The organism is Brevundimonas sp. AVps31, assembly GCF_058681355.1.
Genome location: NZ_CM178736.1, coordinates 1,617,839 through 1,643,022 on the forward strand (window position 1 = coordinate 1,617,839; position 25,184 = coordinate 1,643,022).

Below are 25,184 nucleotides of genomic sequence, written 5' to 3' on the forward strand. Positions count from 1 at the left end.
ACCGTGTTCGGCAAGCGCACAGGTCAGCCCGGCAGTCCCGCCCCGGCCGCGCCGCGCCCGGCGCCGGCGGCGGCCCAGCCTGCGCCCGCCTATGCGTCGCCCGAGCCCGGCTTCCAGCCGCAACAGGGCGTGCAGACCCAGGCCTTCGCCTTCGGCGGCGCTGACGGCGGCGCGGATGTCCTTGAGGCCCCGCGCGCCCAGGCCGCCGCCCGCCCGGCGTCGGAAGCCGCCGATCGCCTCGATGCGCTCGCCGCCCGTCCGAAACCCGCCACGCCTGCGCCGACGGCGAACGGCCCCGGCCCCAAGGCCACGCCCGGCTTCGAACAGCTGAAGAAGGCCCAGCAGGTCGCCGAGATCGTCCGCGAACAGTCGGATTACTATCACGCGACCAAGACGACGATCTTCAACGCCCTGATGAACACCATCGACCTGGCCCAGCTGGCCCAGCTCGACACCAAGGCGGCGTCCGAGGAAATCCGCGACATCGTCGCCGAACTGGTGGCGATCAAGAACGTCTCCATGTCCGTCGCCGAGCAGGAGCATCTGGTTCAGGACATCGTCAACGACGTCCTCGGCTACGGCCCGCTTGAGCCGCTTCTGGCCCGCGACGACATCGCCGACATCATGGTCAACGGCGCCGGCCGGGTCTTCATCGAGGTTAGCGGCAAGGTTCAGCTGACCAACGTCCGCTTCCGCGACAACGCCCAGCTGATGAACATCTGTCAGCGGATCGTGTCGCAGGTCGGCCGCCGCGTCGACGAAAGCTCCCCGATCTGCGACGCCCGTCTTCCCGACGGGTCGCGCGTCAACGTCATCGCCCCGCCGCTGGCGATTGATGGCCCGACGCTGACGATCCGGAAGTTCAAGAAAGACAAGCTGACGATGAAGAATCTGGTGGAGTACGCCTCCATCAGTCCCGAGGGCGCGCGCGTGCTCGGCGTCATCGGCGCGTCACGATGCAATCTGGTCATCTCGGGCGGTACGGGCTCGGGCAAGACCACCCTGCTGAACACCCTGACCGCCTTCATCGACCCCACCGAGCGCGTCATCACCTGCGAGGACGCCGCCGAACTGCAGCTGCAGCAGCCGCACGTGGTCCGCCTCGAAACCCGCCCGCCCAACCTCGAGGGGCAGGGCATGATCACGATGCGGGATCTGGTGAAGAACTGTCTGCGGATGCGTCCGGAGCGGATCATCGTCGGCGAGGTGCGCGGCCCCGAGGCCTTCGACCTGCTGCAGGCGATGAACACCGGCCACGACGGCTCCATGGGCACGCTGCACGCCAACTCCCCGCGCGAGGCCATCAGCCGGATGGAGTCGATGATCACGATGGGCGGCTACGGCCTGCCGTCCAAGACCATCCGCGAGATGATCGTCGGCTCGGTCGACGTCATCGTCCAGGCCGCCCGCCTGCGCGACGGCTCGCGTCGCATCACCCACATCACCGAGGTGGTCGGCCTGGAAGGCGACGTGATCGTCACCCAGGACCTGTTCGTCTACGAAATCACCGGCGAGGACGAGAACGGCAAGATCGTCGGCCGTCACCGCTCGACCGGCATCGCCCGCCCGCGCTTCTGGGACCGCGCCCGCTACTACGGACTGGAGCGCGAACTGGCCGAAGCCCTGGACGCGGCGGAATAACGCCGATGCTTCCGATCCTCGCCGCCGTTCTGGCCTTCATCACCATCGGCGGACTGGGCTGGGCCTTCGTCGGCGGGGGCGATTCCACCGACGCCGCGGTCAAGCGCGCCCAGAGCTTCGGCGCGCCCAAACAGACCGCCGCCGCCGCCAAGAAGGCCGCCGCCAACACGCCTGAGGCCCGTCGCAAGCAGATCATGACCCAGCTCCAGGAATCGGAGCGGGCCGAACGCAAGGCGCGGGTCAGCCTGGCCGCCAAGCTGAAGCAGGCGGGTCTGTCGACGACGGTGCGGACCTTCTGGATCATCAGCGCGGTGCTGGGCGTCTTCGCCTTCCTGCTGCCCCTGATGTTCGGCCTCAACCTGCTCATCAGCCTGGGCGCCGCCGTCGTGTTCGGCCTGGGCCTGCCGCGCTGGATCGTCGGCTTCCTCGGCAAGCGCCGGATGAAGAAATTCTCCAGCCATTTCGCCGACGCCGTCGATGTCATCGTGCGCGGCATCAAGTCCGGCCTGCCGGTCCACGACTGTTTCAAGATCATCGCCCGCGAAAGCCCGGCGCCGCTGGGGCCGGAGTTCCAGAAGCTGGTCGAGGGCATGGGCGTGGGCCTGACCCTGCCCCAGGCGCTGGACAAGATGTACGAGCGCATGCCGACGCCGGAGCTGAAATTCTTCGCCATCGTCATCGCCATCCAGCAGAAGACCGGCGGCAACCTGGCCGAGGCCCTGTCCAACCTGACCACCGTGCTGCGGGCGCGGAAGATGATGGGCGAGAAGATCAAGGCGCTGTCGTCCGAAGCCACCGCCTCGGCGGGCATCATCGGCTCCCTGCCGCCCGCGGTCATGATCCTCGTCAGCATGACCACCCCGGCCTACATGGCCAAACTCTTCACCGATCCCAGAGGCCAGTTCATGCTTCTGGTGGCGATCATCATGATGAGCTTCGGCGTCTTCGTGATGAAGAAGATGATCTCGTTCAAGTTCTGAGGACCAGAGATGCCGGGCCTCATTCCCTTCTTCACCGAACCCGCCAACATCCTGAGCATCCTTGTCGGGGTGCTGGTGTTCGCCACCATCGTCACCCTGCTCGGTTCGTTCACCGGCGGCGCGAAGCTGGAGGGGCGGATGAAGGCCGTCGCGGTTCGCCGCGAGGAGCTGAAGCGCCGCTCGCGTCAGGCCATCGCCGCCGGTCCGGGTGGACTGCGCCACACCGATGACGGCTTCAAGAAGCGCGTCGTCGAACGCCTGAACCTGACCCAGCTGCTGGAAGACCCCAAGGTCGCCGAAAAGATGGCCCAGGCCGGCTATCGCGGTCCCAAGCCGCTGACGACCTTCTACTTCTTCCGCTTCTCGATGCCGTTCCTCTTCCTGGCGGTGTCGGTCTTCTACCTGTTCGTGTTCAACGATTTCGGCCTGGCCGTCATGATGCGGGTGACCATCTGCATGGTCGCCGCCGTGATCGGCTTCTATGGCCCGAACATCTTCCTCGCCAACCGCATCTCCAAGCGCCGCACCTCGATCATGCAGGCCTTCCCGGACGCGCTCGACCTGCTGCTGATCTGCGTCGAGGCGGGCATGTCCATCGAGGCCGCGATCCAGAAAGTCAGTCAGGAAATCGGCGGCTCCTCCATCGATCTGGCCGAGGAGCTGACCCTGCTGTCGGCCGAGCTCAGCTATCTGCCGGATCGCCGCCTGGCCTATGATGGGCTGGCGAAACGGACCAACCACCCGGGCGTGAAGTCGGTCGCCACCGCCATGACCCAGGCCGAAACCTACGGCACCCCGCTGGGCTCCGCCCTGCGGACGATGGCCAAGGAAAATCGCGAGATGCGCCTGTCCGCGGCCGAGAAGAAGGCCGCGGCGCTTCCGGCCAAGCTGACCGTGCCGATGATCCTGTTCTTCCTGCCGGTGCTGTTCATCGTCATCCTGACGCCGGCGATCATCAGCATCCAGGACACGATGGCCAAGGGCGGCTGACCAGGGACCAGCCGGAGGGGCGAACCCCGCTTACGCCTGGCCTTCCGCCGCCGCCTTCCAGGCGTCGGCCACCGCATCGACCGCATGACGCAGATGCTTGCGGTTCTTGTCGAAGAACATCTCGCCGCGGAGCCCGCTGAACACGAAGCCGTTGGCGGCGATGCAGCTGCCGGGCTCCAGCTCCTCGATCTCGAAATAGCGGATCGAGCGGAACCACAGGCCGCGGCTCTCCATCCACACCAGCTGGGCATAGGGCTGCCACTCGCCGACCCGGGCGACGGCCGCGCGCTCGGGCAGACCTTCGACGGCCTCTGTCAGGGTGATCTCGCCGCCGAAGGCGATGGTCCCCTTCAGGCCGGTCTCGATCGGGTTCCAGCCGTCCCAGCCGGGCAGGTTGGAGATGACCTCCCAGATGGCGTCCGTGGAGGCGCGGATGCCGATGCGCTTTTCGATCTTGGCGGTGTCCATGGCCTTCGTCTGACACGGCTTTGCGGGCGGGAAAAGGGCGCCTGTGGTCTCAGCGGTTGCCTTCCGGCCCGGGTTGCGAGGCGGGCGGGGTTTCCAGCGACGGCGTCTCGTCCCGGTCAGGCAGGTCCGGCGGTCCCCGACGCAGCCGGGCGCTGGTGAAACACAGCACTAGTGCGGCCACCAGCAGCACGGCGTTGGCGATGAAGGGCGCGGGCTCGGACAGCTCGTAGAGCGCCACCCCGATCACCGGCGGGAACAGGAAGCTCAGCCCCGCCAGCGCCATCATCAGACCCGCCACAGCGCCCTGTTCGGACGCGCCGACCGACAGGGACGATCCGGCGGTGAACCCGGGCCGGGCGAAGCCCAGGCCCATCGACACCACCGCGTATCCCATCACCACGCCATAGTAGCCGGGCGCGGCGATGCTCAGGACATTGCCGGCCAGCGCCAGCCCGGCCCCCCAGCGGATCAGGTCACGCGGTTGCAGCTTCAGCAGGGGGATCAGCCCCCATTGCGCCAGCAGGGTCGCGGCTGCTCCGGCGAACATCGCCAGGGCGATGAAGGGATGAGACGCTTCCTGGGCCGTGCCGGTCGCCGCCATCTCATCAATGACGTGGAAGCCCAGCACCGAAATATTGATCGCCTGCGCCCCGGTCAGCAGCAGGCCGTACAGCAGGTAATCGCGGACGCGCGGGTCCTTCCACAGCCCCTTGCCGGCCTCATCGCGGCGGCCACTGGGGGAGGGGGTGCGCACCACATCGCCGGACGGCAGCTTGCGCCAGACCACGAAGAGGATGACCGCCCCCATCAGGGCGAAGGCGTACATCGGTCCCGCCAGCCCGACGAGCGGCAGCACGAACAGCGGCGCCAGCGTCGGCCCGATCACGGTGCCCAGCCCCTGCGCCGAGGCCAGCATGGACATGGCCTGCGTCCTCTGCCCGGCGGTGGTGCGGTCGGCGACATAGGCCTGCGACGCGATCGGCGCGGCGGAGCCGAACACGCCATAGATGGTGCGCGCCACCGCCATCAGGGCGAAGGCCAGGCCGAAGCCCAGCCACCCCCTCAGTCCTGACGTCGTCGCCAGACCGAAGCCGGTCATTGAAAGGATGAAGCCGGTCAGGCCGATCATCATCACCTTCTTGCGCCCCATCCGGTCAGACAGGCGCGCCCAGAAGGGGGAGGCGAGGGTCCACATCAGGGCCGAGATGGCGAAGGCGCCGGAGACGAGCGTGTCACTCAGACGGAAGGTGCGACCGATATTCGGCAGCACGGATTGCAGGGCCATATTGCCGCCCGCCGCGATCAGGCTGACCGCGAACAACATTCCAAAGGCGGGAGAGCGGAGATTCACGGCCGCAAGCCTAGGCGGTCTGCCCGTTCAGGTCACCCCTGACTGACCACTCTCAGCGGCGTCCCGGGTCGGTCGCTTTCGAGATCCAGCGTCGCGCGCACCTCGCTCAGGTCCGCGCCCTTCGGCACGATCAGCATCGGCGATGCGCGCCGACCCGCCCGCACCGCCACCACGGCGTTCTTCGGGCAGATGTCGAAGCAGTCCGTCTCCATGACCAGCACCTGCGCCTTGCGGCCCTTGCCGGCGTTCAACGTCTTCCGCAGCGCCTTCTTCAAAGACCTGTCGCCATCCGGGCCGAAGCCCTCGCCGTCCAGCTTGCGCTGACATTTGCGGCACACCAGCACCACGTCCTGCCAGTTCGTCTTCGCGGTCTTCAGGGCCATGCCTTCCAGATCGAGAGAGGGCCGGTCTTGCGCAAGGGGCGCGGGGGCTGTCACGGTGCCTCACCTCCCGGAGAACGCCATGGCCGTCCGTTGTTTGCTCGCCGCCTCGTCATTCGCGCTCGGGCTGGCCCTCGTGGCCGGGCAGGCCATGGCCCAGGTTCCGTTGGCCCGGGTTGAGGCCGCCGTCGAGGCCGGAACGCCCCGGGTCGTCGCCTGGCGTCGCGACCTCCACGCCCATCCCGAACTCGGCTTCTCCGAGACCCGCACCGCCGCCCTCGTCGCCGAACATCTGCGGTCGCTGGGGCTGGAGGTCCGCACCGGGGTCGGGCGGACCGGGGTGGTCGGCATCCTGCGCGGCGGGCGTCCCGGCAAGACGGTCGCCCTGCGCGCCGACATGGACGCCCTGCCGGTGCTGGAGGCCACGGGCCTGCCCTTCGCCTCCACCGCGACCGGAACCTATATGGGCAATCCGGTGCCGGTGGCCCACGCCTGCGGCCACGACGCCCACATCGCCATGCTGATGGGCGCCGCCGAGGTTCTGGCCGGCATGAAGGACGACATCGCCGGGACCGTCGTCTTCATCTTCCAGCCCGCCGAGGAAGGCGCGCCTCCGGGAGAGCCCAAGGGCGGCGCAGCCCTGATGATCGAGGAGGGCGCCCTGGCCAATCCTCGCCCCGACGCCATCTTCGGCCTGCACGTCGTGCCGGGCCGGGCGGGGACCGTCTTCTATCGCCCGCGCGGCTTCATGGCCGCCTCGGATCGGGTGGACATCGTCCTGCACGGCCGCCAGACCCACGGCGCCTGGCCGTGGAAGGGGGTGGACGTGATCGCGGCCTCGGCCGACATCGTGCAGACGATCAACACCCTGACCGCCCGCACCATCGACCCGACCACCACCCCGACGGTCTTCACCATCTCCACCCTCGACGCGGGCGTGCGCTACAACATCATTCCGGACACCGCGACCCTGTCGGGCACCCTGCGCACCTTCGACATCGCCCAGCGCGACGATCTGGTCCGGCGCGCCGGCGTGGCCATCGACAATGTCGCCGAAAACTATGGCGCGACGGCCGAGTTCACGGTGCGCCAGAACGCGGCCCTGGTGTTCAACAACGAGGACCTGTCCGCTTGGCTGGCCCCGGTCCTGACCGAGGCGGCGGGCGAGGGGAACGTCAATCCGGCCACCCCGCCGACCACCGTGGCCGAGGACTTCTCCTACCTGTCGCAGGCGGTGCCGGGCGTCTTCTATCATCTGGGCGGGACACCGGACGGGATCGATCCGGCGCAGGCCGCTCCCAACCATTCGCCCGCGTTTGATGTGAACGAAAAGGTGCTGCCGCTCGGCGTCAAAACCCATGTACTGAGCGCGCTCCGTTTCCTTGAACGCGACTGAGACCATGATCACCCGACTGCAATCCGACGGCCGCATGAGCCAGGCCGTCATCCACGGCGACACCATCTGGCTGGCCGGTCAGGTCGGCGAACCCGGCGAGGATGTCGTCGCCCAGACCCGCACCGCCCTGGCCGAGATCGACAGCCTTCTGGCCGAGGCCGGCAGCAGCAAGTCGAAGATCCTGTCCGCCACCATCTGGCTGGCTGACATCGCCGATTTCGAGGCCATGAACAGCGTCTGGGACGCCTGGGTGGATCGCGACAACCCGCCCGCCCGCGCCACCGGCGAATCCCGGCTGGCCGCCCCGGACTACCGGGTCGAGATCATCGTCGTGGCGGCGCGCTGAGATGGGCGACAACAGCGAACTGGAGCGCTTCCGGGCGCAGCGCGTGACGGCCATCTACCGCCTCGACCTGATCAGCAAGGGCGCGCAGATCCACTACGACGACGGCACGCCCGTCGACATGGCGTCCGAGAAGGCGCGGCTGGAAGCGGTCGTGGATGACATGGACCGCCGTATCGCCAAACTGGAAGGTCGGCTCAACTAGACTCGGGCGAAATAGGTCCGGATCACCCGCTCATAGGTCCCGGCCAGCGCCTCCAGCTCCGCTGTCGGCACGCGCTCGTCAATCTGGTGCATGGTCTGGCCGACCAGTCCCAGTTCCAGCACCGGGCACAGGGCGCGGATGAAGCGGGCGTCCGAGGTGCCGCCGGTGGTCGAGGCTTCGGGGCGAACGCCCAGCTCGGCCTCGACCGCATCCTGCACCGCCTGCACGAACACGCCCGCCTGGGTCAGGAAGGCGTCGCCCGAATGCATGTGCTCGACGTCGATTCGCAGTCCGCTTTCGGCCTGGGCCTTGCCGGCCTCGGCGTTCAGCCAGGCCATCAGGCTTTCACCCGTGTGCGACGGGTTGAACCGGATGTTCAGCCGCCCCCGGGCGTCCGCCGGGATCAGGTTGGTGGCGGTATTGCCGACGTCCAGCGTGGTCAGCTCAAGGTTCGAAGGCTGGAAGGCTTCGTAGCCCTCGTCCAGCCGGTGGTCCGCCAGTCGCGTCGCCAGTCGCGCCAGCACCGGCACCGGATTGGCCGCGCGATCGGGATAGGCCACGTGCCCCTGCTTGCCGTGCACCGTGATCCAGGTGTTCAACGAGCCACGCCGTCCAATCTTGATCATGTCGCCCAGCCGCTGCTGCGACGACGGCTCCCCGACCACGCAGGCGTCGATCACCTCGCCCTCGGCCATCAGGGCCTCGACCACCTTCTTCGTCCCGTGCAGGGCGGGGCCCTCTTCGTCGCCGGTGATCAGGAAGGAGAGGGAGCCGGGGACGTCGCCGTCCGCCAGCACCTTCGACACCGCCGCGACCCAGGCGGCGATGCCGCCCTTCATGTCCACCGCGCCACGCCCGTACAGCACCCCGTCCTTCACCTCGGCCGCGAACGGGCCGGAGGTCCAGGCCTCGGCTGCGCCGGTCGGCACCACATCGGTGTGCCCGGCGAAGCAGAGGTTGGGCGACGCCGTCCCGCGGCGGGCGTACAGGTTCTCGATCCGGGCGTTCGCGCCCTCGCCGTCGGGGTCGCCGAACGCCAGCCGGCGACAGCTGAAGCCCAGCGCCGTCAGCGTCCGTTCCAGCACATCCATCGCGCCCTCATCGGCGGGGGTGACGGACGGAATGCGGATCAGATCGCGGGTCAGTTCGACAGGATCGATAACCGGAGTTGATGCATGGCTCATGGATCCTTGCTTTACGTGGTCCCGACGATGCGGAGAAGGCTTGGCCATGCCGAAGATTGACATCGACACAGCGCCCGTCGGGCACGGGACGACCTATCCCGAGGAATTCGCCGATCCGTGCAAGCCGCGGCGGCGCTGGAAGCTGGGCGATGCGGCGGGGCTGAGCCAGTTCGGCGTCAACCTGCTGCGTCTTCCGGCCGGCGCCTGGTCCAGCCAGCGTCACTGGCATGCGTCGGAGGACGAGTTCGTGACCGTGCTCTCTGGCGAAGTCGTGCTGGTCGAACAGGACGGAGAGACCGTCCTGCGGGCCGGCGACTGCGCGGGCTTTCCCGCGGGCGTGCCCAACGGCCACAAGATCGAGAACCGCACGGACAGCGAGGCCGTTCTGCTGGAAGTCGGTACGCGCTCGCCGAAAACCGACGCCTGCGACTACCCCGATATCGACATGGTCCTGCCCGAGGGGGCGGATCGCTATTTCCACCGGGACGGCTCCCCCTACCCGAAAGTTGATCGACGCACGTGACTGTTGAAAGCCTCGACGCCGGCTCGCCGACGCCCCCCGTTCCCCCCGCGCCACCGCAACCGCCTCAGGATGGTGGCCCGTCCAGCCCGTGGGGCATCCGCGATTTCCGCCTGCTGTGGTTCGGCCGCGTGGTCGCCGTGCTGGCGATCCAGATCCAGTCGTCGGCCCTGCTGTGGCAGGTCTATGAAATTGCGCGACGTGACCATCCGATCGAGGAAGCCAGCCTTTATCTGGGCTTGGTCGGCCTGTGCCAGTTCCTGCCGCTGCTCGCCTTCACCCTGCCCGCCGGCGCCATGGCCGACCGGCGCGATCGCAAGAAGACCGTCTGGATCTCCATCCTCGTCGAGGCCTCCTGCGCGGCCTCCTTCCTGGCCATGGCGCTTCACGGGGCGCCGCCGCTGTGGGGCCTGCTGGCCGTCGCCGCCGTCTTCGGCGCGGCGCGCGCCTTCCTCGCGCCCGCCAGCCAAGCCTTCCTGCCCATGGTCGTCGGCCGCAAGGCCCTGCCGCCCGCCATCGCGGCCCAGTCCATCGCCTTCCAGACGGGCGCCATCGCCGGGCCGGCGCTGGGCGGCGTCATCGTCGGCGTGAACGTGCCGCTGGCCTATGCGGTGTCGCTGGGGATGTTCCTGCTGGCCGTGGCCGCCTTCATCCTGATCCGGACCGGCGGCAAGCCCGCGCCCGTGGAAGGCAAGCTGACGCCGCTGGAGTCGGTCAAGGAAGGGCTGGCCTATGTCTGGCAGACCAAGATCGTGCTGGGCGCCATCTCGCTGGATCTGGTCGTGGTCCTGCTGGCCGGGGTCGCCCTGCTGACGCCGATCTTCGCGCGCGACATCCTGCATGTCGGGCCCGAGGGCTTCGGCCTGCTGCGCGCCTCGTTCGGCGTCGGCGCCATGGCCGTGGCCATCTATCTGAGCCGCTATCCCATCGTGAAGCACGGGGGGCGCTGGATGTTCGCGGCGGTGGCCGTGTTCGGCCTGTGCACCCTGACCTTCGGCCTGTCGAAAATCGTCTGGCTGTCGGGCCTCGCCCTGTTCATCGGCGGCGGCGCGGACATGATCAGCGTCAACATCCGCCAGACCCTGATCCAGCTGGCCACGCCCGACCACATGCGCGGCCGGGTCAGCTCGGTCTCCATGCTGTTCATCGGCGCGTCGAACGAGCTGGGCGAGGCCTATTCCGGCCTGATGGTCCGGATCCTCGGCGCCGTGGGAGCCGCCTGCTTCGGCGGCGTCGGCGCCCTGGTGGCCACGGGCGCCTGGTCGGCCATGTTCCCGGGACTCAGGAAGGCGGACAAGCTGAGCTGATCATATCCTCCCCGTCGCGGTCCGCGATGGGGAGGTGGCTCGACCGCGTCGCGGGCGAGACGGAGGGGGCGGCGCAAGCGTGAAGGGATTGGCGGATGGCTTTCAGAAGCCTGCGCCGCCCCCTCCGTCACGCCGCGTATTCGCGGCGCGCCACCTCCCCATTCGCAATGCGAACGGGGAGGACTAGCCCCACGGCCTGAAGTGTTTCGACAGCTTCAGCCCCTGGCTCTGATAGTGGCTGCCGCTCTCGCCATAGAGGCGCGACGGGCGTTCCGTCAGCGGCTCATAGACCAGCCGGGCGACGATCTGGCCGTGCTCCAGCAGGAAGGGCGTGTCGTGGGTGCGAACCTCGAGCACGCCCTTGGAGCCCGCCCCGTGCGCCTCGTCCGTGCCGAAGCCCGGATCGAAGAAGCCGGCATAGTGGACGCGGAACTCGCCGACCGACGGGTCGATCGGCGTCATTTCGGCGGCCTGATCGACGGGGATTTCGACGTCGTCCGAGGACGCGAGAATGTAGAACTCGCCCGGGTCCAGCAGCAGTTCGCCATGGCGCAGGGTCAGGGGCTCCCAGAAATCCTTGGGGTCGTGGCCGTCGATGTGGTCCAGATCGACCACCCCGGCATGGCGACGGCCGCGGAAGCCGACGATGCCGTTCTCGCCGCCCGACAGCTCGACGCCGACCGAGCGGGTCTCCAGTTTCGGCGGCTCGCCGGCCTTGAGGCGCAACTGGTTCAGGCGCGTGCCCGGGCGGACGAGGATGGAGAAGGTCTGGGGCGCGATCTCCAGATACAGCGGCCCCTCATAGCCCTCGTCCACATCATCGAAGCTGCCGCCGCGATCGGTCAGCAGGCGCACGAAAACATCCACGCGACCGGTCGAGCTCTTGGGGTTGGCTCTGGCGATCAGGCCTTGGGGCAGGCTCAGCCGCTCCTGCAGCTTCGCGATGTAGACACAGCCCTTCTCCAGCACATAGCCGGCGGAAAGATCGATCGTGTGCATGGCCACGTCGGCGATCCGGTCCTCGACCTTGCGCTGGCCGGGCAGGAAGGAGGCGCGCACCCGCCACGCGACGGATGACAGCCGCAGGTCCAGGCTGGCCGGCTGCACCTGATCGGCGTCGAAGGGGGTGTCGGAAGCGATCGCGCCACCGGCGATCAGGGCTTCGATGGACTGGGCGGGCAGGATGCCCGGACGGGGAGCAATGAAAGACGTCATGCCCTCCGCTTACACGAATTCGCGGCCTGTCTCTCCTCTCTCGCCAGAGCCCGCTCTTGACGGCGGCGGGGGTTCGGGGACCATGCGCGGATGCACGACAGCCCTGCCTATCAAGCTGAAACCGACGGCATCGTGGTGCGCGTCCGGCCCAGCTTCCTGGCCGGCCAGTCCGACCCCGCTGCGGGCCGATGGGTCTGGGCCTACCAGGTCGAAATCGTGAACCTGTCGGCCTCGCCGGTGCAACTGGTCGCGCGCCGCTGGGAAATCACCGACGCGAGAGGGCATGTCGAGGAGGTGCGCGGTCCCGGCGTGGTCGGCGAACAGCCCACCATCCAGCCGGGCGACAGCTATTCCTACGCCTCGGGCTGCCCGCTGGGCACGCCGTCGGGCTCCATGGTCGGCGGCTATTCCATGGTCGACGACCTGGGCCGCATGTTCGAAGCGGCGATCCCGGCCTTCAGCCTGGATGTCCCGGGTGAGCGGCGGGTTCTGAACTAGGCGCGGGCGGTCGGGGTGCTGCGGGCATCGCGGCGACGAGTGGCTAGTGGCTCGATGCCGTGGCGATCGTGCGATCCGGACGCGGGTCGATACGGCGGCTCGGTGCAGCCACTAACCACTAACCACTAATCGCTTGCATCGCGCGGTGCTCAACGGCCTGACGCCGGAGCCAATGCCATCAAAAGGTGAGGGGCTGCGTCAACCCGGATAACCGCAGCCCCGCCCCATTCCCGAAGCCGCGGCGGGCGGCGTCGGGCGGACGGCGGCCCCTGTAGGGGCCATTCGTGACATTTCTTTGGGCGCCACCGGCGAGGGCCGGATCGAGCGCCAGAAATGCAACGACGCGGCCGCGCTCAAGCAGCGAGCGACCGCGTCGCGAGCGATAGCGCTCTTGTCAGATGTAGCGGCGCAGGCTGCGGGCCAGTTCCGAAGCGCCGTCCTTGGCGCCCTTGCGGACCTGCGGCTGATAGGCGACCCGGGCGTGCTCCATGCAGTAGACGCCTTCCGAGGCGCGACGGCCGCAGAAGCTGAACTCCGACGACGACGGGTCGCCGATCGGCCATTTGCACATGTGGGCGCCCAGGGTCATGACCGTGGCGGTGCCCGGCAGGTCGGGGATCTGGGCCGTGGTCGGGGCGACCGGCGTCACGGCGCGCGGTTGGGCGGCCTCGATGCGGCGCGGGGCCGACGGCGCCTGGGTCGGTGGCGCGGCGGGGCGCGGACGCGACGGGCGGAAGGTGGCGCGGGCCGGTTGCGACGGCGCGGCGCGGCCCGACAGGCCCAGGCGGTGCACCTTGCCGATGACGGCGTTGCGGGTCACGCCGCCGCCCAGTTGCTTGGCGATCTGGCTGGCCGACTGGCCTTCAAGCCAAAGCTTTTTCAACGCGCCGACGCGGTCTTCAGTCCAGCCTGCGGTCATGATCGCCCTCCGAGGATTCAATATTTGGCGCCGGGACCGCCCTGCGGGGGTCTCGACCTACTCCTAATCGTAAACTACCTCTTAAAAGGCGCAATATGTGGGAATTGGTCCGTCCACAGGAACTACATCTGGTATGGTTAAAATTGTCGCGGCTGTGAGACCTCTCAGCGTGAAAAGCGAGTGGTGAGGAGTGAGCAGGAGGTTGGGCGCGACGCCGCGGGTGGACAGCGCGCCTTTCAGTTGGGCCACGATTCACTGCTCACCACTCACTCTTCACTCCCTGCCCCTTGCGTCGCGCCGCCCGCCGCCGCATCTGCGCACCCATGACCGATCTCGCCTCCACGCGCCCGTCCGGGCTCCCGCAGCCGCGCCGCTACAACGGCGTCAACTGGGAGGGCGTGAAGACCCTGTATCTCAAGGAGGTTCGGCGCTTCTGGAAGGTCGGCGCCCAGACCGTGGCCGCGCCGGTCGTGACGACCCTGCTCTATATGCTGGTCTTCGTGGTCGCCCTGAAGGACTCGCGGCCGCCCATCGACGGCACGCCCTTCCCGGAGTTCGTGGCGCCCGGCCTGATCATGATGGCGATCCTGAACAACGCCTTCGCCAATGCCTCGTCCAGCCTGATCCAGGCCAAGATCATGGGCACGGCGACCGACTTCCTGACCCCGCCGCTCAGCCCGCTGGAGCTGACCATCGGCTTCTCCCTCGGCGCCGCCACCCGCGGCATCGCCGTCGGCCTGGTCACCGCCCTCTGTGTCATGCCGTTCGCCAAACTGGGCGTCACCAATGTGCTGACCATCCTGTGGTTCGGCCTGACCGCCTCGCTGCTGATGGGGATGCTGGGCGTCTTCGCCGGTCTGTGGGCTGAAAAGTTCGACCAGCTGGCGGCGGTCCAGAACTTCCTCATCATGCCGATGACCTTCCTGTCCGGCACCTTCTATCTGGTCGACAACCTGCCCGAGCCCTTCGCGACCATCAGCCACTTCAACCCGATCTTCTACATGATCGACGGCTTCCGCTCGGGCTTCATCGGCCACGCCGAGGGCAGCCTCTGGATCGGCGTCGCCATGAGCGCGGTCCTGACCCTGCTGATGTCGTGGGCCTGCTGGGCCGTGTTCAAGTCGGGCTGGCGTCTGAAGAGCTGAGCCTCCGGCCTACTCCGTCGGACGGGGCGCGGCGCTCAGGCTGAAGTCGGCGCCGCGCATCCGGCTGGCGCAGACCGTGTCGGGCGTCGCGGCCGGATCGTGGACGAAGGCGACCGCCATCATCCCGGCGCAGCGATTGAAACTGGCTCCGTGCGACAGTCCCGGCATCAGGACAAAGGTCGCGTTCGGCATCCGCGCCAGCAGGCGACGGCCCCAGTCCGGCGGTGTGGTCGGGTCGTATTCGCCGCCGAAGATCAGGGTCGGAATGTCCGACGCGACCGCTGTGTTCTCGACCGGGTCGGCCGGGGTCACATTCCAGGCCCGGCACATGGCGACGGACGCCGTGCGGGGGTCGGCGCTCGCCAGCCCCCAATGCGCCGCGGTCTGGTCCTCGATCCGCTCCGCCGTCTCGAACGGCGCCTCCTCCGCGCACCAGACCGACAGCCTCAGGCCCCAGGTGAAGGTCGAGGCGCCGCCGTCGCTCGCGATCCATCCGGACAACTCTTCGCGCCGCCCCGCCGCCGCTGCGCCAATGGCGCGGGGGATCAGGGCGATCCGACGCGGGTCCTGCAGGGCATTGGTGATCGCCGCGACGACCTTCGGCCCGTCCGGTCCTGCGGCCAGGGTTCGAAAATCCTCCCCGACCCGGGGCCAGGCGGCGGCGCAGGCCGGGTCCGCCGAACAGCCGTCGAAGACAGAGTTCAATGCCCGCCAGGTGTTGGCGGACGCCGTCTCGTCATAGCCCACCTCGGGCGGCAGGACGGAATCCAGCACAAGGCTCCGCACCGCGCCCGGGTGCCGCCGCGCCGCCGTCAGCGCCAGCCGCGTGCCGTAGGACAGGGCGTAAAGGTTCACCTTGTCGTAGCCCAGCGCCACGCGCAGCGCTTCGATGTCGTCGGCGGCCTCGGCGGAGGTGTAGCCGTTCAGGTCCGCCCCGCGCGCGACCAGAGCGGCCCGGCAGTCGACCGCCGCCGCCGTCAGCCGCGCGTCGGCCTCTGCGCGCCCTATGGCGCCGGAAGCGATCTCGCCCTTCAGCGCATTGATCGCCGGGCATTCCAGGGCCGCCTCGGTCAGCTTGCCGCCGCGAGGTTCCAGCAGCACCTGATCCCGCTCCTCAAGGAAGGGGTTGCCGCGCCCGGACCTCTGGCCGGCCAGGGCGCTGTTGCCCGGTCCGCCGGTCAGGAAAATCACCGGATCGTGGGCGGGCGCCTCGGCCCGACTGCGGAAGATCAGGACGGGCAGGCGGATCAACCGGCTGTCGGCCCGCGACCGGTTTTCCGGCACGATCAGAAGCCCGCAGGCGATGCGCTCGTCGGTCGCCACCTCGACCGCGCAGGGGCCGGGTTCGAAGCGTGTGCGGTCGGTCGCCGTCTGCGCCTTCGCAGGCGCGGAGACCGTCGTCGCGACCAGCATTGCCGCCAGAATTCCTGTCGCCCGCATCCACGCCTCCTGTGACTCGCCGGCACAGTTGGGCGCGCGGCCGGGCAGGGCAACTTAAGGATCGGTAAGCCGGGTGCGGCCGCGGTGTTGACTAAGCCGGGTTCGCGTCCGACAAGGCCTGACCCCTTTTCACCGGCTCCGTCGCACCCGCGCCGGGGCCGTCTCTCTTCTGGAGGTCTGTTCCGTGTCCCAAGAGCATCTGATGGGTGTCTACAACCGTGCGCCGCTGGAAGTGGAGCGTGGTCTGGGTGCGCGTCTCTGGTCCACGGACGGCACGGAATACCTCGACTGTGTCGCCGGCATCTCGACCAACGGCCTGGGCCACGCCCACCCCAAGCTGGTCGCCGCGGTGACCGAGCAGGCCCAGAAGCTGTGGCACGTCTCCAACATCTTCCGCATTCCGGGGCAGGAAGCCCTGGCCGATGAGCTGTGCGCCAAGTCGTTCGCCGATGTCGTCTTCTTCACCAACTCGGGCACCGAGGCGGTCGAGTGCGCGATCAAGACCGCGCGCAAGCATCACGTCGCCAACGGCAATCCCGAGCGGATCGACATCTACGGCTTCGACGGCTCGTTCCACGGTCGCACCTACGGCGCGATCAACGCCGCCGCCAACCCGTCCTACACCGAAGGCTTCGGCCCCAAGATGGAAGGCTTCCACCAGCTGATCTGGGGCGACCACGAGGGCATCAAGGCGGCGATCGCCAACCCGACCACGGCGGCCATCATCGTCGAGCCGGTGCAGGGCGAGGGCGGTTGCCGGGCCATGCCCGAGCAATGCCTGCGCGGCCTGCGTGAGCTGTGCGACGAGCACGGCGTGCTGATCATCTTCGACGAGGTCCAGTGCGGCATGGGCCGGACCGGCAAGCTGTGGGCCCACGAATGGGCCGGCATGACCCCGGACATCATGGCCATCGCCAAGGCGCTGGGCGGCGGCTTCCCCATCGGCGCCTGTCTGGCCACGGCGGACGCGGCCAAGGGCATGACCGTCGGCGTCCACGGCTCGACCTTCGGCGGCAACCCGCTGGCCATGGCCGTCGGTCGCGCGGCCTTCGGCGAACTGTCGAAGCCGGAAACCCTGGCCCACGTCAACGAGATCGCCGGCTATCTGAAGCAGCAGCTGCACGGCCTGCAGGAGCGCTTCCCGGACATCATCGCCGATGTTCGCGGCAAGGGGCTGCTGATCGGCGTCAAACTGGTCCCCAACAACCGCGAGTTCATGGGCTGGGCCCGGGACGAGAACCAGCTTCTGGTCGCCGGCGGCGGCGACAACTGCGTGCGCATCCTGCCGCCGCTGGTGCTGACGCTGGACGAGGCCCGCGAAGCCGTCGAACGCTTCGAAAAGACCTGCGAGTTCGCGCGGACCAAACTGGCCTGAGGCCCTGACCGATCTGGAGGGCCCAATGGTCCGTCACTTCCTGGACATCTATCGGCTCGAAGCCGAGGAGCTGCGCGCCATCCTCGATGACGCCCACGCCCGCAAACAGGCCCGCAAGGGCTGGCCGCAGGGCCGCCCCGACGCCGACGCTCCGGCGAAGGATCGCGTCCTGGCCATGGTGTTCGAGAAGAACTCGACCCGCACCCGGTTCAGCTTCGACGCCGCCATTCGGCAGCTGGGCGGCTCGGGCATCATCGCCAACGCCGGCGACATGCAGCTGGGACGCGGCGAGCCGGTCGAGGACACCGCCAAGGTGCTGTCGCGCATGGTCGACGCCGTGATGATCCGCGCCAATGACCACGAGGACGTCGAGCGCTTCGCCCGCGTCGCGACCGTGCCGGTCATCAACGGCCTGACCGACCGCTCCCACCCGTGCCAGATCCTGGCCGACCTGCTGACGATCGAGGAGCATCTCGGACCGGTGGCGGGCAAGACCATCGCCTGGGTCGGAGACGGCAACAACGTCTGCCACAGCTTCATGCACGCGGCGCCCAAGTTCGGCTTCCGCCTGCAGGTCGCCTGCCCGGCCGAATATCATCCCGACCTGCACGATCTGGCCCGGGGCAGCGATCATGTCCTGCTGACCAGCGATCCGCGCGAGGCGGTTTCCGGCGCCGACGTCGTCGTCACCGATACCTGGGTGTCGATGGGGGATCAGGACTATGAGGCCCGCCTGGAAGCCTTTGACGGCTATGGCGTCGACGACGCCCTGATGGCGCTGGCCAACGACGACGCCGTCTTCCTGCACTGCCTCCCCGCCCACCGCGGGGAAGAGGTGACGGACTCGGTCATCGACGGGCCGAAGTCCCTGGTCTGGGACGAGGCGGAGAACCGCATCCACGCCCAGAAGGCCGTGCTGGCCTGGTGCTTCGCGGGCTGAGGCAATAGGCAGATCGGCAGTAGGCAATAGGGAGACTGTGCTCTCCGCCTGCTGTCGTGATCCTACTGCCTACCGCCTACCGCCTACCGCCTACCGCCTACTGCCTACTGCAGGTTCACATCCGCCACGCCGCCCGCATCCGGGATGGTCTTGGTGATGTTCGCCTTGGCGACCTCATAGGCGAATTTGAAGAAACCGCCTTCGTTGACCCAGACGCGGCCGTCATCGGCGTCGAAGCGCAGGAGGGTCAGATGCGGGTCATCCTTGCCCTCGGGATACCAGGCGGCCAGCACCGGGTTCCAGTGGCGGTCGATGATCTCCCGGTCCTGCCCGTGCACCGACAGCTGGCCGTGGATACAGGCCCAGACGTTCTGGTCCTTGGAGCCGTAGTGGAACATGGCGTTCTGCCCGCCGCCCACGGCCGCATCCTTCGCCAGATCGGTGTCGTCGCGGGTGAAGAACCAGATCGTGCCGGTCTCCTCCTCACGGAAGGCGGTCATGGGCTGGGCGTGGTAGCCGGGCCGGTCCAGGCCCAGCAGGCCGGTGTTGGACTTCTTCAGGCTGTCCCAGAAATGCTGTTCAGCTTCGGCGGCGGTGAGGGTCTTGTCGCCCATGAGCGGTCTCCTGTGATCGGGGTTGATCACGGAAGCGTCGGGCGGCGCGGTGGTTCCGCGTCAGTACTGTCGCTGCGGCACGCCCAGCAGGGCGCCGACGTGGACCAGCAGCAGCACCGTCACCGCGCCGCCCAACACCATGATGAACCGCCACGGCGCCATCCGCACCTTCCGGGTCGGATCCCAGGGGCGCGCGCCGCGCCAGCCCGCGAAGACGGTGATCGCCAGGGTGACGGCGACGAGGGCCAGGGTGGAGGTCATGTCCATCCGCGTGAGGTGAGCCGCGGAAAGGCTTCGCGCAAGGGGGCGACTCCTTGCCGGGAAGTTAATCTTCACCGTCCGTTAACCACGTCGGCCCCATCTGTTCGGTTCGTGAGCGGGCTTTCCACAGGAAGATGGCGGGGCCCCCACATATTGGGGTTAACCACGCGTTTACACCCCTGATCTGGCGCATTAGCGTCAGCGAAAGGTCGGGAGACGAATCAGTGAGCGCAGCCGCGCCGTGGAGCGTGAAGGGGATAGACCCCAAGGCTCGCGAGATCGCCAAGGACCTTGCGCGTCGCTCGGGCATGACGCTCGGCGAGTGGCTGAATTCCATGATCATGGAGGACGGCGACGAGGACGAGGGCTACACCCCCCTGCCGCGCCGACCGCATGCCGCCGAGATGTTCGAACGCCGTGGCCGCAGCCGCCGGCTGGACGACGCCTACGGCGCGGATGAGGACGCCCACCGTCTGGGCGCCTCGATCGACGCCATCGCCGCCCGTCTGGAAGCCGCCGAGCGCCGCTCGACCGTCGCCATCCAGGGCGTGGACCAGGCTGTCGCCGGACTGGTCCGTCGTCTGGAGGCCGCCGATCAGGACGGTCGTCAGTACGGCCGCCGCCTCGATGACATCGCCGAGGAGCTGCGCGAGGGCCATCGCCGCCTGCGCAAGTTCGAGAACGAGGTCGGGCCCAAGACCGCCGAAACCTTCGGCAAGGTCGAAACCGGCCTCGGCGCGCTCGCGGGCCGCCTCTACGACATCGAGGAGCGCCAGCGCTCCGGCGTCAACGAACTGCGCCAGCGCATGGACGTGGTCGAGAAGCTGGCCGGTCCCGGCGCGGGTTCGGACCTGCTGGCCCAGGTCGGCGCCCGTCTGGATCAGGCGCAGTCGCGCACGACCGAGGCCCTGCGCGGCCTCGAACGCTCCTTCGCCCACCTCGATCAGCGCCTGCGCACCGCCGAAGCCCGGGTCGAGCCCGAGGGCGTCCGTGAGGCCGCCCGCTTCGAGAAGCTGGCCGAAGCGCTGAGCCGTCAGGTCGAGGCCAACCGCACCGAAATGATGCGGCGGCTCGACACAGCCGAGTCCGAAAACCGCATGGACCGCATCGAGCGGGCGGTGGTGTCGCTCGGCGATCAGCTCAAGACCTCGGAAACCCGCTCCGCCGGGGCGGTCGAGGCGATGGGCCGTGAAGTCCTCCGCATCGCCGAAAACCTGAATGGGCGCGTCGGCCGGATCGAAACCGGCGTCGACGCCCGGGTTGAAAAGCTGGGCGAGACTCTGACCCGCAAGGTCGAGGGCGACATGGGCCGTCTGGCCCAGGGGCTTCAGCAGGGGCTGGAACAGCGCCTGACCGCCTCGGACGACCGTCATGCCCTGGCGCTGGAAAAACTGGGCGGCGAGATCACCCGCATCTCCGACCGCCTCAGCGAGCGGATCGCCCAGTCCGAGCGCCGCTCGCAGCAGGCGCTGGACGATATCGGCCGCCGTCTGGCCGACAGCTCCAGCCGCATCGAGCAACGCTACGACCGCGCCTCGGGCGAACTGGCCGAGCGCATGCGGATGTCGGAGGAGCGCACCGCCTCCCTGATCGCCGAAGCCCGCGAAAACATCGAACGCCGCGCCGAAGCGCCGAAGGCCGAACCGATCCCGGAGCCGACGCCCGTCGCGGCCGCCGACGTCCAGCCCGACTGGCGCGCCGCCGCCTTCCCGGACGCGGCCTTCCCCGATGCGCCCTTCCAGGGCCAGACGTTCGAGGATCCGGACCCGGTCTATGCCGAGCAGCAGGCCTGGTCCGCCGACCTCGCCCCGCCCGAGCCGGAATTCGCGCCCGAACCCGAGGTCGAGCTCGACCGTGAGGTCCTGACGGCCGACACGGTGTTCGACGCCGTCATGCGCGGCCCGCGCACGGCGCCGGAACCGGCGTCGACGCCCTTCGGCAGCCGCGAGGCGGTGGCCGAACCGTTCACCGCGTCGCTGGCGGATGAACTGGACGCCCCGCATACCCCCGTCTTCGCGACCTCGCCCGCCGCCGCGTCTTCGGCGCCCTTCGGTCAGAGCTTCGGCGGCGCCGACGTCTCCGACGCCCTGGCCGCCACCGCGCCGGACGGCTTTGACGCCGGCCCGGATGATTTCGCCGGCGAGACCGATTTCGTCGATCCCCGCGCCCTGCGCGCCGCGGCCGCGCAAGGCCGGGCCGCCGCCTCCACCCGCCAGGCAATCGACGCCGCCCGTGCGGCCATGTCCGAACCGGAACAGGCTCCGGCCCGCGGCGGTTTCGGCCTGAAGCGGGGTGGCAAATCGCGCCTGCAGGAACGTCTGGACAAGCAGGCGTCGCGCGAAGGCAGCGCCGTGCGCAAGGCGCTGGGCGCCTCGGCCGTCGCCGTGGTGCTGACGGCGACCGGCGCCGTGGCCTTCAGCCAGCTGACCGACGCGGGCATCCACATTCCGGGCATGGGCGACGCCACCGCGACCGCCGAACCCATCGCCGCCCTGGCTACGGTCGAGGCCACGCCCGCCGACCTGACCCGGGGCGCGGATCTTTACCAGCAGGCCGTCATCAAGCTGGACAGCGACGACGCGGCCGGGCTGGACCTGCTCAAACAGGCCGCCACCCTCGGCTACCCCGCGGCCCAGCTGCAACTGGCCGGCCTCTATCAGGATGGCGGCAAGGGCGTGACCCCGAATGCGGTCGAGGCCCGCGCCTGGATGAAGCGCGCCGCCGAATCCGGCGACCCTCGCGGGATGCACGCCTATGGCATGTACCTGTTCCAGGGCGTCGGCGGATCGGCCAGCACCGACGAGGCCATGGGCTGGCTGACCCGCGCCGCCGAAAAGGGTCTGGTCGATAGCCAGTTCAACATCGCCAAACTGCTGGAAAGCGGCGGGGGCGGGGTTCGCATGAACACCGTCGAGGCCTTCAAATGGTATCTGATCGCCTCGCGCGCCGGTGACGGCGACGCCGCGGCGGCGGTTGATCGCCTGCGCAATGTCCTGTCGGTCGCCGATCGCGGCAAGGCTCGCGCCGAGGCGGATCGCTTCACCGTCGAGCCGGTCGCCTAACCTTTCAGGCGCAACGGGTTGCGCCGGCGGCCCGAGGCGTTCAGGACACTTCCACCGTCGCCTTTCGGGCGTTTGACCTCAGTTCCAGCCGAAGGCGCGTCCTTTGGATATCTATCTGCCGATCGCCGAAGTTTCGGTGAACTGGCCGCTCCTGGTTCTGCTGGGCGCGACGGTCGGATTCGTCTCCGGGCTCTTCGGCATCGGCGGCGGCTTCCTCATGGCTCCGATCCTGATCTTCCTCGGCATCCCGCCGTCGGTGGCGGTCGCCAGTCAGGCCAGCCACGTGGTCGCCTCCTCGACCTCCGGGGTCATCCACTACACCGCCCGCAAACAGGTCGATTACAAGATCGGGGGCATCATGGCCCTGGGCGGGGTGCTGGGCGCCTTCGCCGGGGTCGAGCTGTTCCGCTACCTGCGCCTGCTCGGTCAGGCCGATCTGGTGGTGGCCCTGTCCTATCTGATCTTCCTGGGCTCGATCGGCGCCCTGATGCTGAACGAGAGCCTCGGCCAGATCCTGCGCCGGGTTAGGGGCGAGGTCACGCCACACAAGGAACGCCGCCGTCCGATGTGGCTGTACGGCCTGCCGCTCCGTATGCGCTTCCCCCGTTCGGGCCTCTACATCAGCGCCATCCCGCCGTTCGGGCTGGGGATCTTCGTCGGCATCCTGTCCGCCATCATGGGCGTCGGCGGCGGCTTCATCCTGGTCCCGGCCATGCTCTACATCCTGCGGATGAAGGCCAGCGTGGTCGTCGGCACCAGCCTGTTCCAGATCATCATCACGACGGCCATCACCACCGTGCTGCAGTCCGGCCGCAACCAGACCGTCGATATCGTCCTGTCGACCATCCTGCTGCTGGGCGGCGTCGTCGGCGCCCAGTACGGCGCCCGCCTGTCGGGTCGCTTCCGCGCCGAGGAGCTGCGGGCGGTGCTGGCCGTGATCGTTCTGCTGGTCGGCATCTACATGGGGCTGGAGCTGTTCGTCCGGCCGTCGGACCTGTTCAGCTTCGCGCCGGGGGTGGCGCAATGATGCAGCTCCCGCCCCCGCCGCCCGCCGTCGAAGCCGCCGCGCCCGAGCGCTCGGTCGGTACGACGGGCGAGGTCCGCGTCGCCGCCGCCATGACCGATGCGCGGGTCATGGTCGACTCCAGCTTCCGCGGCGCCTCCATCGTTCTGTACGGCGCGGTGTTCAACCCGACCGACCAGCCCGCCGACGTGGTCGTGGTGGTGCGCGGCCCCGATGGCCCCGTGCGTCTGGTCAAGAAGACCCGCAACACCGGCGTCTGGCTGAACAGCCGCCCGGTCCTGTTCGAGGGCGCGCCCGGCTTCTACATGACCGCCTCGACCCGGCCCCTGCCGGACATCGCCGACTTCGGCCAGTTGCGGCGTCTGGGCGTGGGCGTCGACCACCTGCGCATCGCCGCGCCGGAGGAAAGCCGCACCGTCACCCGCTACGGCGTCCGCGACGTGGTCGTCAGCCGGCTGGGCGAGGACTATCTCGACTACCGCCGCGCCGTGATCCGCCTGCGCGAGGCGGCGGCGCTGTACAACAGCGACCCCAAGGGGGTCCAGTTCGTCGATCGCGGCCTGTTCCGCGCCGAGGTCGAACTGCCCGCCGTCGCCCCGACGGGCCAGTATTTCGCCGAGGTCTGGCTGTTCCAGCAGGGCGAGCCCGTCTCGGTCAGCAACCTCACCCTGACCGTCGAAAAGGTTGGCTTCGAGCGCGACGTCTTCGAGTTCGCCCACCGCCGCCCCTGGAGCTACGGCGTGCTCTGCGTGCTGCTGGCCATGTTCACCGGCTGGGCGGCCAGCCGGATCTTCAGGCGAAACTGACGCCCTTCCCTTTTTGGGAGAGGGAAAATTATTGGGCCGCGAACTCGCTCAGGGCGTCCAGCACGGCGCGATTCTGGTCTTCCGTGCCGACGGTGATGCGCAGGCAGTCGGGCAGGCCATAGCCGCCGACGCCGCGGACGATGATGCCCTTGGTCTGCAGATAGTCGTTGGCCGCCGCCGCCCGGGCCGCATCCGCGAAACGGACCAGCACGAAATTGCCCGCACTGGGGAAGACGTCGAAGCCGAAGCCCTTGATCGCCTGCGTCAGGCGCGGACGCCAGGCCTCGACCAGGTCCAGCGAGGCCTTCTGGTGGGCGGCGTCGGCCAGGGCCGCGACGGCGGCGTCGAGGCCCGGGACCGAGACGTTGAACGGCAGGCGGATGCGGTCAACCGCCTCGCAGACCTTCAGCGGCGCATAGCCGAAGCCGATGCGCAGGCCGCCCAGACCGTGGATCTTGGAGAAGGTGCGGGTGACGACGATGTTCTCGGCGTCCCTGGCCAGCGGGAAGCTGGTCTCCCAGTCCGGCGCGGTGACGAACTCGGCATAGGCCTCGTCGATCACCAGCAGCACGTGGGGCGGCAGGGCGGCGTGGAGACGGCGGGTCTCCTCGGCGGTGTTGTAGCTGCCGGTCGGGTTCGAGGGGCTGGAGATGTAGACGATCTTCGTCCGCTCATCGACCTGCTCCAGGATGGCCTCGACCTCGGCCTTGAAGCCCGGCTCGGGCGCCAGCTTGACCGACGCCTGATTGGCCAGGGCCGAGATGCGATAGGCCAGGAAGCCGTACTGGCCGGTGACGATGTTGTCGCCCGGTTGCAGATAGGTCTGGTTCAGCAGGGCGAAGACCTCGTCCGAGCCATTGCCGAAAATCAGGCGCTCGCCGTCCAGACCGTGATGCTCGGCCACCGCGTCGCGCAGCTTGCCGGCCCGGCCGTCCGGATAGACATGGATGTTGTTGACCGCCGCCTGATAGGCGTCGCGCGCCTTCTGGCCCGCGCCCAGCGCGTTCTCGTTGGACGACAGCTTCATCGGTTCGGCCACGCCGTCGATCTTCGACTTGCCGCCGACGTAGGGCGCGATGTCGAGAATGCCGGGCTTGGGCTGGATGGCGTCGGTCATGGA

General features: G+C 68.7%; 25 protein-coding genes. 15 read left to right on the forward strand and 10 right to left on the reverse strand.

Translation table 11 applies throughout. From position 1 onward, the window contains the following. Positions 1-3: 3 nt before the first annotated feature. The 3 genes from ACW174_RS07775 to ACW174_RS07785 are packed head-to-tail and all read left to right on the forward strand — an operon-like array spanning position 4 to position 3,611. The gene (locus tag ACW174_RS07775; RefSeq protein ID WP_492017077.1) at positions 4-1,641 is read left to right on the forward strand and encodes a TadA family conjugal transfer-associated ATPase; all 1,638 of its coding nucleotides are present in this window, start codon (positions 4-6) and stop codon (positions 1,639-1,641) included. Between the two features lie 5 nt (positions 1,642-1,646). Next, on the forward strand, positions 1,647-2,621 hold the full coding sequence (locus ACW174_RS07780) for a type II secretion system F family protein (RefSeq protein ID WP_492017078.1): 975 nt from the start codon (positions 1,647-1,649) through the stop codon (positions 2,619-2,621). 9 nt (positions 2,622-2,630) lie between these two features. Beyond that, positions 2,631-3,611, forward strand: a complete 981-nt coding sequence (locus tag ACW174_RS07785; RefSeq protein WP_492017079.1) for a type II secretion system F family protein — start codon at positions 2,631-2,633, stop codon at positions 3,609-3,611. Between the two features lie 30 nt (positions 3,612-3,641). Here the strand turns inward: ACW174_RS07785 and ACW174_RS07790 are convergent, their stop codons facing one another. The 3 genes from ACW174_RS07790 to ACW174_RS07800 are packed head-to-tail and all read right to left on the reverse strand — an operon-like array spanning position 3,642 to position 5,867. Further along, entirely contained in the window at positions 3,642-4,079 is a 438-nt protein-coding gene (locus tag ACW174_RS07790; RefSeq protein ID WP_492017080.1) for an SRPBCC domain-containing protein, read from the reverse strand. 49 nt (positions 4,080-4,128) lie between these two features. Further along, positions 4,129-5,430, reverse strand: a complete 1,302-nt coding sequence (locus ACW174_RS07795) for an MFS transporter (protein WP_492017081.1) — start codon at positions 5,428-5,430, stop codon at positions 4,129-4,131. Between the two features lie 32 nt (positions 5,431-5,462). Further along, the gene (locus ACW174_RS07800; RefSeq protein ID WP_492017082.1) at positions 5,463-5,867 is read right to left on the reverse strand and encodes a hypothetical protein; all 405 of its coding nucleotides are present in this window, start codon (positions 5,865-5,867) and stop codon (positions 5,463-5,465) included. Between the two features lie 25 nt (positions 5,868-5,892). Here ACW174_RS07800 and ACW174_RS07805 point away from each other — a divergent pair, with 25 nt between their 5' ends. Genes ACW174_RS07805 through ACW174_RS07815 form a run of 3 tightly spaced genes read left to right on the forward strand, consistent with a single transcriptional unit; the run spans position 5,893 to position 7,754 of the window. Next, complete coding sequence (locus ACW174_RS07805; RefSeq protein WP_492017083.1) at positions 5,893-7,206, forward strand: amidohydrolase; 1,314 nt, start codon at positions 5,893-5,895, stop codon at positions 7,204-7,206. A gap of 4 nt (positions 7,207-7,210) precedes the next feature. Further along, complete coding sequence (locus ACW174_RS07810; RefSeq protein ID WP_492017084.1) at positions 7,211-7,552, forward strand: RidA family protein; 342 nt, start codon at positions 7,211-7,213, stop codon at positions 7,550-7,552. 1 nt (position 7,553) lies between these two features. Continuing rightward, complete coding sequence (locus tag ACW174_RS07815; protein WP_492017085.1) at positions 7,554-7,754, forward strand: hypothetical protein; 201 nt, start codon at positions 7,554-7,556, stop codon at positions 7,752-7,754. Here ACW174_RS07815 and dapE read toward each other — a convergent pair. After that, positions 7,751-8,938, reverse strand: a complete 1,188-nt coding sequence (gene dapE / locus ACW174_RS07820; protein ID WP_492017086.1) for a succinyl-diaminopimelate desuccinylase — start codon at positions 8,936-8,938, stop codon at positions 7,751-7,753. The genes ACW174_RS07815 and dapE overlap by 4 nt on opposite strands. 46 nt (positions 8,939-8,984) lie before the next feature. Between dapE and ACW174_RS07825 the strand changes: the two genes are divergently transcribed. Together ACW174_RS07825 and ACW174_RS07830 are read left to right on the forward strand one after the other, a co-directional pair. Continuing rightward, complete coding sequence (locus tag ACW174_RS07825; protein ID WP_492017087.1) at positions 8,985-9,461, forward strand: cupin domain-containing protein; 477 nt, start codon at positions 8,985-8,987, stop codon at positions 9,459-9,461. A gap of 95 nt (positions 9,462-9,556) precedes the next feature. Then, a complete protein-coding gene (locus tag ACW174_RS07830; protein ID WP_492017251.1) occupies positions 9,557-10,765 on the forward strand; it encodes an MFS transporter in 1,209 nt (402 codons plus the stop codon). A gap of 183 nt (positions 10,766-10,948) precedes the next feature. Here ACW174_RS07830 and ACW174_RS07835 read toward each other — a convergent pair whose 3' ends face one another. Next, positions 10,949-11,980 (reverse strand): 2'-deoxycytidine 5'-triphosphate deaminase, encoded by a 1,032-nt coding sequence (locus ACW174_RS07835; protein ID WP_492017088.1) that lies wholly within the window; start codon positions 11,978-11,980, stop codon positions 10,949-10,951. Between the two features lie 90 nt (positions 11,981-12,070). On the opposite strand from ACW174_RS07835, the gene apaG reads away from it, so the two are divergent. Then, positions 12,071-12,478, forward strand: a complete 408-nt coding sequence (gene apaG, locus ACW174_RS07840; RefSeq protein WP_492017089.1) for a Co2+/Mg2+ efflux protein ApaG — start codon at positions 12,071-12,073, stop codon at positions 12,476-12,478. Between the two features lie 394 nt (positions 12,479-12,872). On the opposite strand, the gene gcrA is transcribed toward apaG, so the two are convergent. After that, positions 12,873-13,397 (reverse strand): cell cycle sigma 70 cofactor GcrA, encoded by a 525-nt coding sequence (gcrA, locus tag ACW174_RS07845; protein WP_492017090.1) that lies wholly within the window; start codon positions 13,395-13,397, stop codon positions 12,873-12,875. A gap of 323 nt (positions 13,398-13,720) precedes the next feature. On the opposite strand from gcrA, the gene ACW174_RS07850 reads away from it, so the two are divergent. Further along, positions 13,721-14,542: an ABC transporter permease gene (locus ACW174_RS07850; protein ID WP_492017091.1), complete on the forward strand. Its 822-nt coding sequence runs from the start codon at positions 13,721-13,723 to the stop codon at positions 14,540-14,542. A gap of 9 nt (positions 14,543-14,551) precedes the next feature. On the opposite strand, the gene ACW174_RS07855 is transcribed toward ACW174_RS07850, so the two are convergent. Then, positions 14,552-15,982, reverse strand: coding sequence for an alpha/beta fold hydrolase (locus tag ACW174_RS07855; protein ID WP_492017092.1), 1,431 nt, complete (start codon positions 15,980-15,982; stop codon positions 14,552-14,554). Positions 15,983-16,184: 202 nt separating this feature from the next. On the opposite strand from ACW174_RS07855, the gene ACW174_RS07860 reads away from it, so the two are divergent. Together ACW174_RS07860 and argF are read left to right on the forward strand one after the other, a co-directional pair. Then, positions 16,185-17,357: an aspartate aminotransferase family protein gene (locus tag ACW174_RS07860; protein WP_492017093.1), complete on the forward strand. Its 1,173-nt coding sequence runs from the start codon at positions 16,185-16,187 to the stop codon at positions 17,355-17,357. A gap of 25 nt (positions 17,358-17,382) precedes the next feature. Beyond that, positions 17,383-18,297, forward strand: a complete 915-nt coding sequence (gene argF / locus ACW174_RS07865; protein ID WP_492017094.1) for an ornithine carbamoyltransferase — start codon at positions 17,383-17,385, stop codon at positions 18,295-18,297. 104 nt (positions 18,298-18,401) lie between these two features. On the opposite strand, the gene ACW174_RS07870 is transcribed toward argF, so the two are convergent. Both ACW174_RS07870 and ACW174_RS07875 read right to left on the reverse strand, forming a co-directional pair. Continuing rightward, on the reverse strand, positions 18,402-18,911 hold the full coding sequence (locus tag ACW174_RS07870) for a pyridoxamine 5'-phosphate oxidase family protein (RefSeq protein ID WP_492017095.1): 510 nt from the start codon (positions 18,909-18,911) through the stop codon (positions 18,402-18,404). Between the two features lie 60 nt (positions 18,912-18,971). Continuing rightward, on the reverse strand, positions 18,972-19,172 hold the full coding sequence (locus ACW174_RS07875; protein ID WP_492017096.1) for a hypothetical protein: 201 nt from the start codon (positions 19,170-19,172) through the stop codon (positions 18,972-18,974). Between the two features lie 224 nt (positions 19,173-19,396). On the opposite strand from ACW174_RS07875, the gene ACW174_RS07880 reads away from it, so the two are divergent. From ACW174_RS07880 to ACW174_RS07890, 3 genes are all read left to right on the forward strand, one after another. Then, on the forward strand, positions 19,397-22,234 hold the full coding sequence (locus tag ACW174_RS07880; RefSeq protein ID WP_492017097.1) for an SEL1-like repeat protein: 2,838 nt from the start codon (positions 19,397-19,399) through the stop codon (positions 22,232-22,234). 103 nt (positions 22,235-22,337) lie between these two features. Further along, positions 22,338-23,261, forward strand: a complete 924-nt coding sequence (locus ACW174_RS07885; protein WP_492017098.1) for a sulfite exporter TauE/SafE family protein — start codon at positions 22,338-22,340, stop codon at positions 23,259-23,261. Continuing rightward, positions 23,258-24,064 carry a TIGR02186 family protein gene (locus tag ACW174_RS07890; protein WP_492017099.1) on the forward strand — a complete coding sequence of 269 codons (807 nt, stop codon included), beginning with the start codon at positions 23,258-23,260 and terminating at the stop codon, positions 24,062-24,064. Before ACW174_RS07885 ends, ACW174_RS07890 begins: the two co-directional genes overlap by 4 nt. 28 nt (positions 24,065-24,092) lie before the next feature. Here the strand turns inward: ACW174_RS07890 and hisC are convergent, their stop codons facing one another. Further along, positions 24,093-25,181, reverse strand: a complete 1,089-nt coding sequence (gene hisC / locus ACW174_RS07895) for a histidinol-phosphate transaminase (protein WP_492017100.1) — start codon at positions 25,179-25,181, stop codon at positions 24,093-24,095. Positions 25,182-25,184 lie beyond the last annotated feature (3 nt).

Bases quoted from the DNA above. Each gene is read 5' to 3' on its own strand.
- ACW174_RS07815 (WP_492017085.1), top strand. From the start codon at position 7,554: ATGGGCGACAACAGCGAACTGGAGCGCTTCCGGGCGCAGCGCGTGACG.
- dapE (WP_492017086.1), bottom strand. From the start codon at position 8,938: ATGAGCCATGCATCAACTCCGGTTATCGATCCTGTCGAACTGACCCGC.
- hisC (WP_492017100.1), bottom strand. From the start codon at position 25,181: ATGACCGACGCCATCCAGCCCAAGCCCGGCATTCTCGACATCGCGCCC.
- gcrA (WP_492017090.1), bottom strand. From the start codon at position 13,397: ATGACCGCAGGCTGGACTGAAGACCGCGTCGGCGCGTTGAAAAAGCTT.
- apaG (WP_492017089.1), top strand. From the start codon at position 12,071: ATGCACGACAGCCCTGCCTATCAAGCTGAAACCGACGGCATCGTGGTG.
- argF (WP_492017094.1), top strand. From the start codon at position 17,383: ATGGTCCGTCACTTCCTGGACATCTATCGGCTCGAAGCCGAGGAGCTG.
- ACW174_RS07790 (WP_492017080.1), bottom strand. From the start codon at position 4,079: ATGGACACCGCCAAGATCGAAAAGCGCATCGGCATCCGCGCCTCCACG.
- ACW174_RS07870 (WP_492017095.1), bottom strand. From the start codon at position 18,911: ATGGGCGACAAGACCCTCACCGCCGCCGAAGCTGAACAGCATTTCTGG.
- ACW174_RS07780 (WP_492017078.1), top strand. From the start codon at position 1,647: ATGCTTCCGATCCTCGCCGCCGTTCTGGCCTTCATCACCATCGGCGGA.
- ACW174_RS07890 (WP_492017099.1), top strand. From the start codon at position 23,258: ATGATGCAGCTCCCGCCCCCGCCGCCCGCCGTCGAAGCCGCCGCGCCC.
- ACW174_RS07850 (WP_492017091.1), top strand. From the start codon at position 13,721: ATGACCGATCTCGCCTCCACGCGCCCGTCCGGGCTCCCGCAGCCGCGC.
- ACW174_RS07805 (WP_492017083.1), top strand. From the start codon at position 5,893: ATGGCCGTCCGTTGTTTGCTCGCCGCCTCGTCATTCGCGCTCGGGCTG.
- ACW174_RS07855 (WP_492017092.1), bottom strand. From the start codon at position 15,982: ATGCGGGCGACAGGAATTCTGGCGGCAATGCTGGTCGCGACGACGGTC.
- ACW174_RS07875 (WP_492017096.1), bottom strand. From the start codon at position 19,172: ATGACCTCCACCCTGGCCCTCGTCGCCGTCACCCTGGCGATCACCGTC.
- ACW174_RS07810 (WP_492017084.1), top strand. From the start codon at position 7,211: ATGATCACCCGACTGCAATCCGACGGCCGCATGAGCCAGGCCGTCATC.
- ACW174_RS07825 (WP_492017087.1), top strand. From the start codon at position 8,985: ATGCCGAAGATTGACATCGACACAGCGCCCGTCGGGCACGGGACGACC.
- ACW174_RS07785 (WP_492017079.1), top strand. From the start codon at position 2,631: ATGCCGGGCCTCATTCCCTTCTTCACCGAACCCGCCAACATCCTGAGC.
- ACW174_RS07835 (WP_492017088.1), bottom strand. From the start codon at position 11,980: ATGACGTCTTTCATTGCTCCCCGTCCGGGCATCCTGCCCGCCCAGTCC.
- ACW174_RS07860 (WP_492017093.1), top strand. From the start codon at position 16,185: ATGGGTGTCTACAACCGTGCGCCGCTGGAAGTGGAGCGTGGTCTGGGT.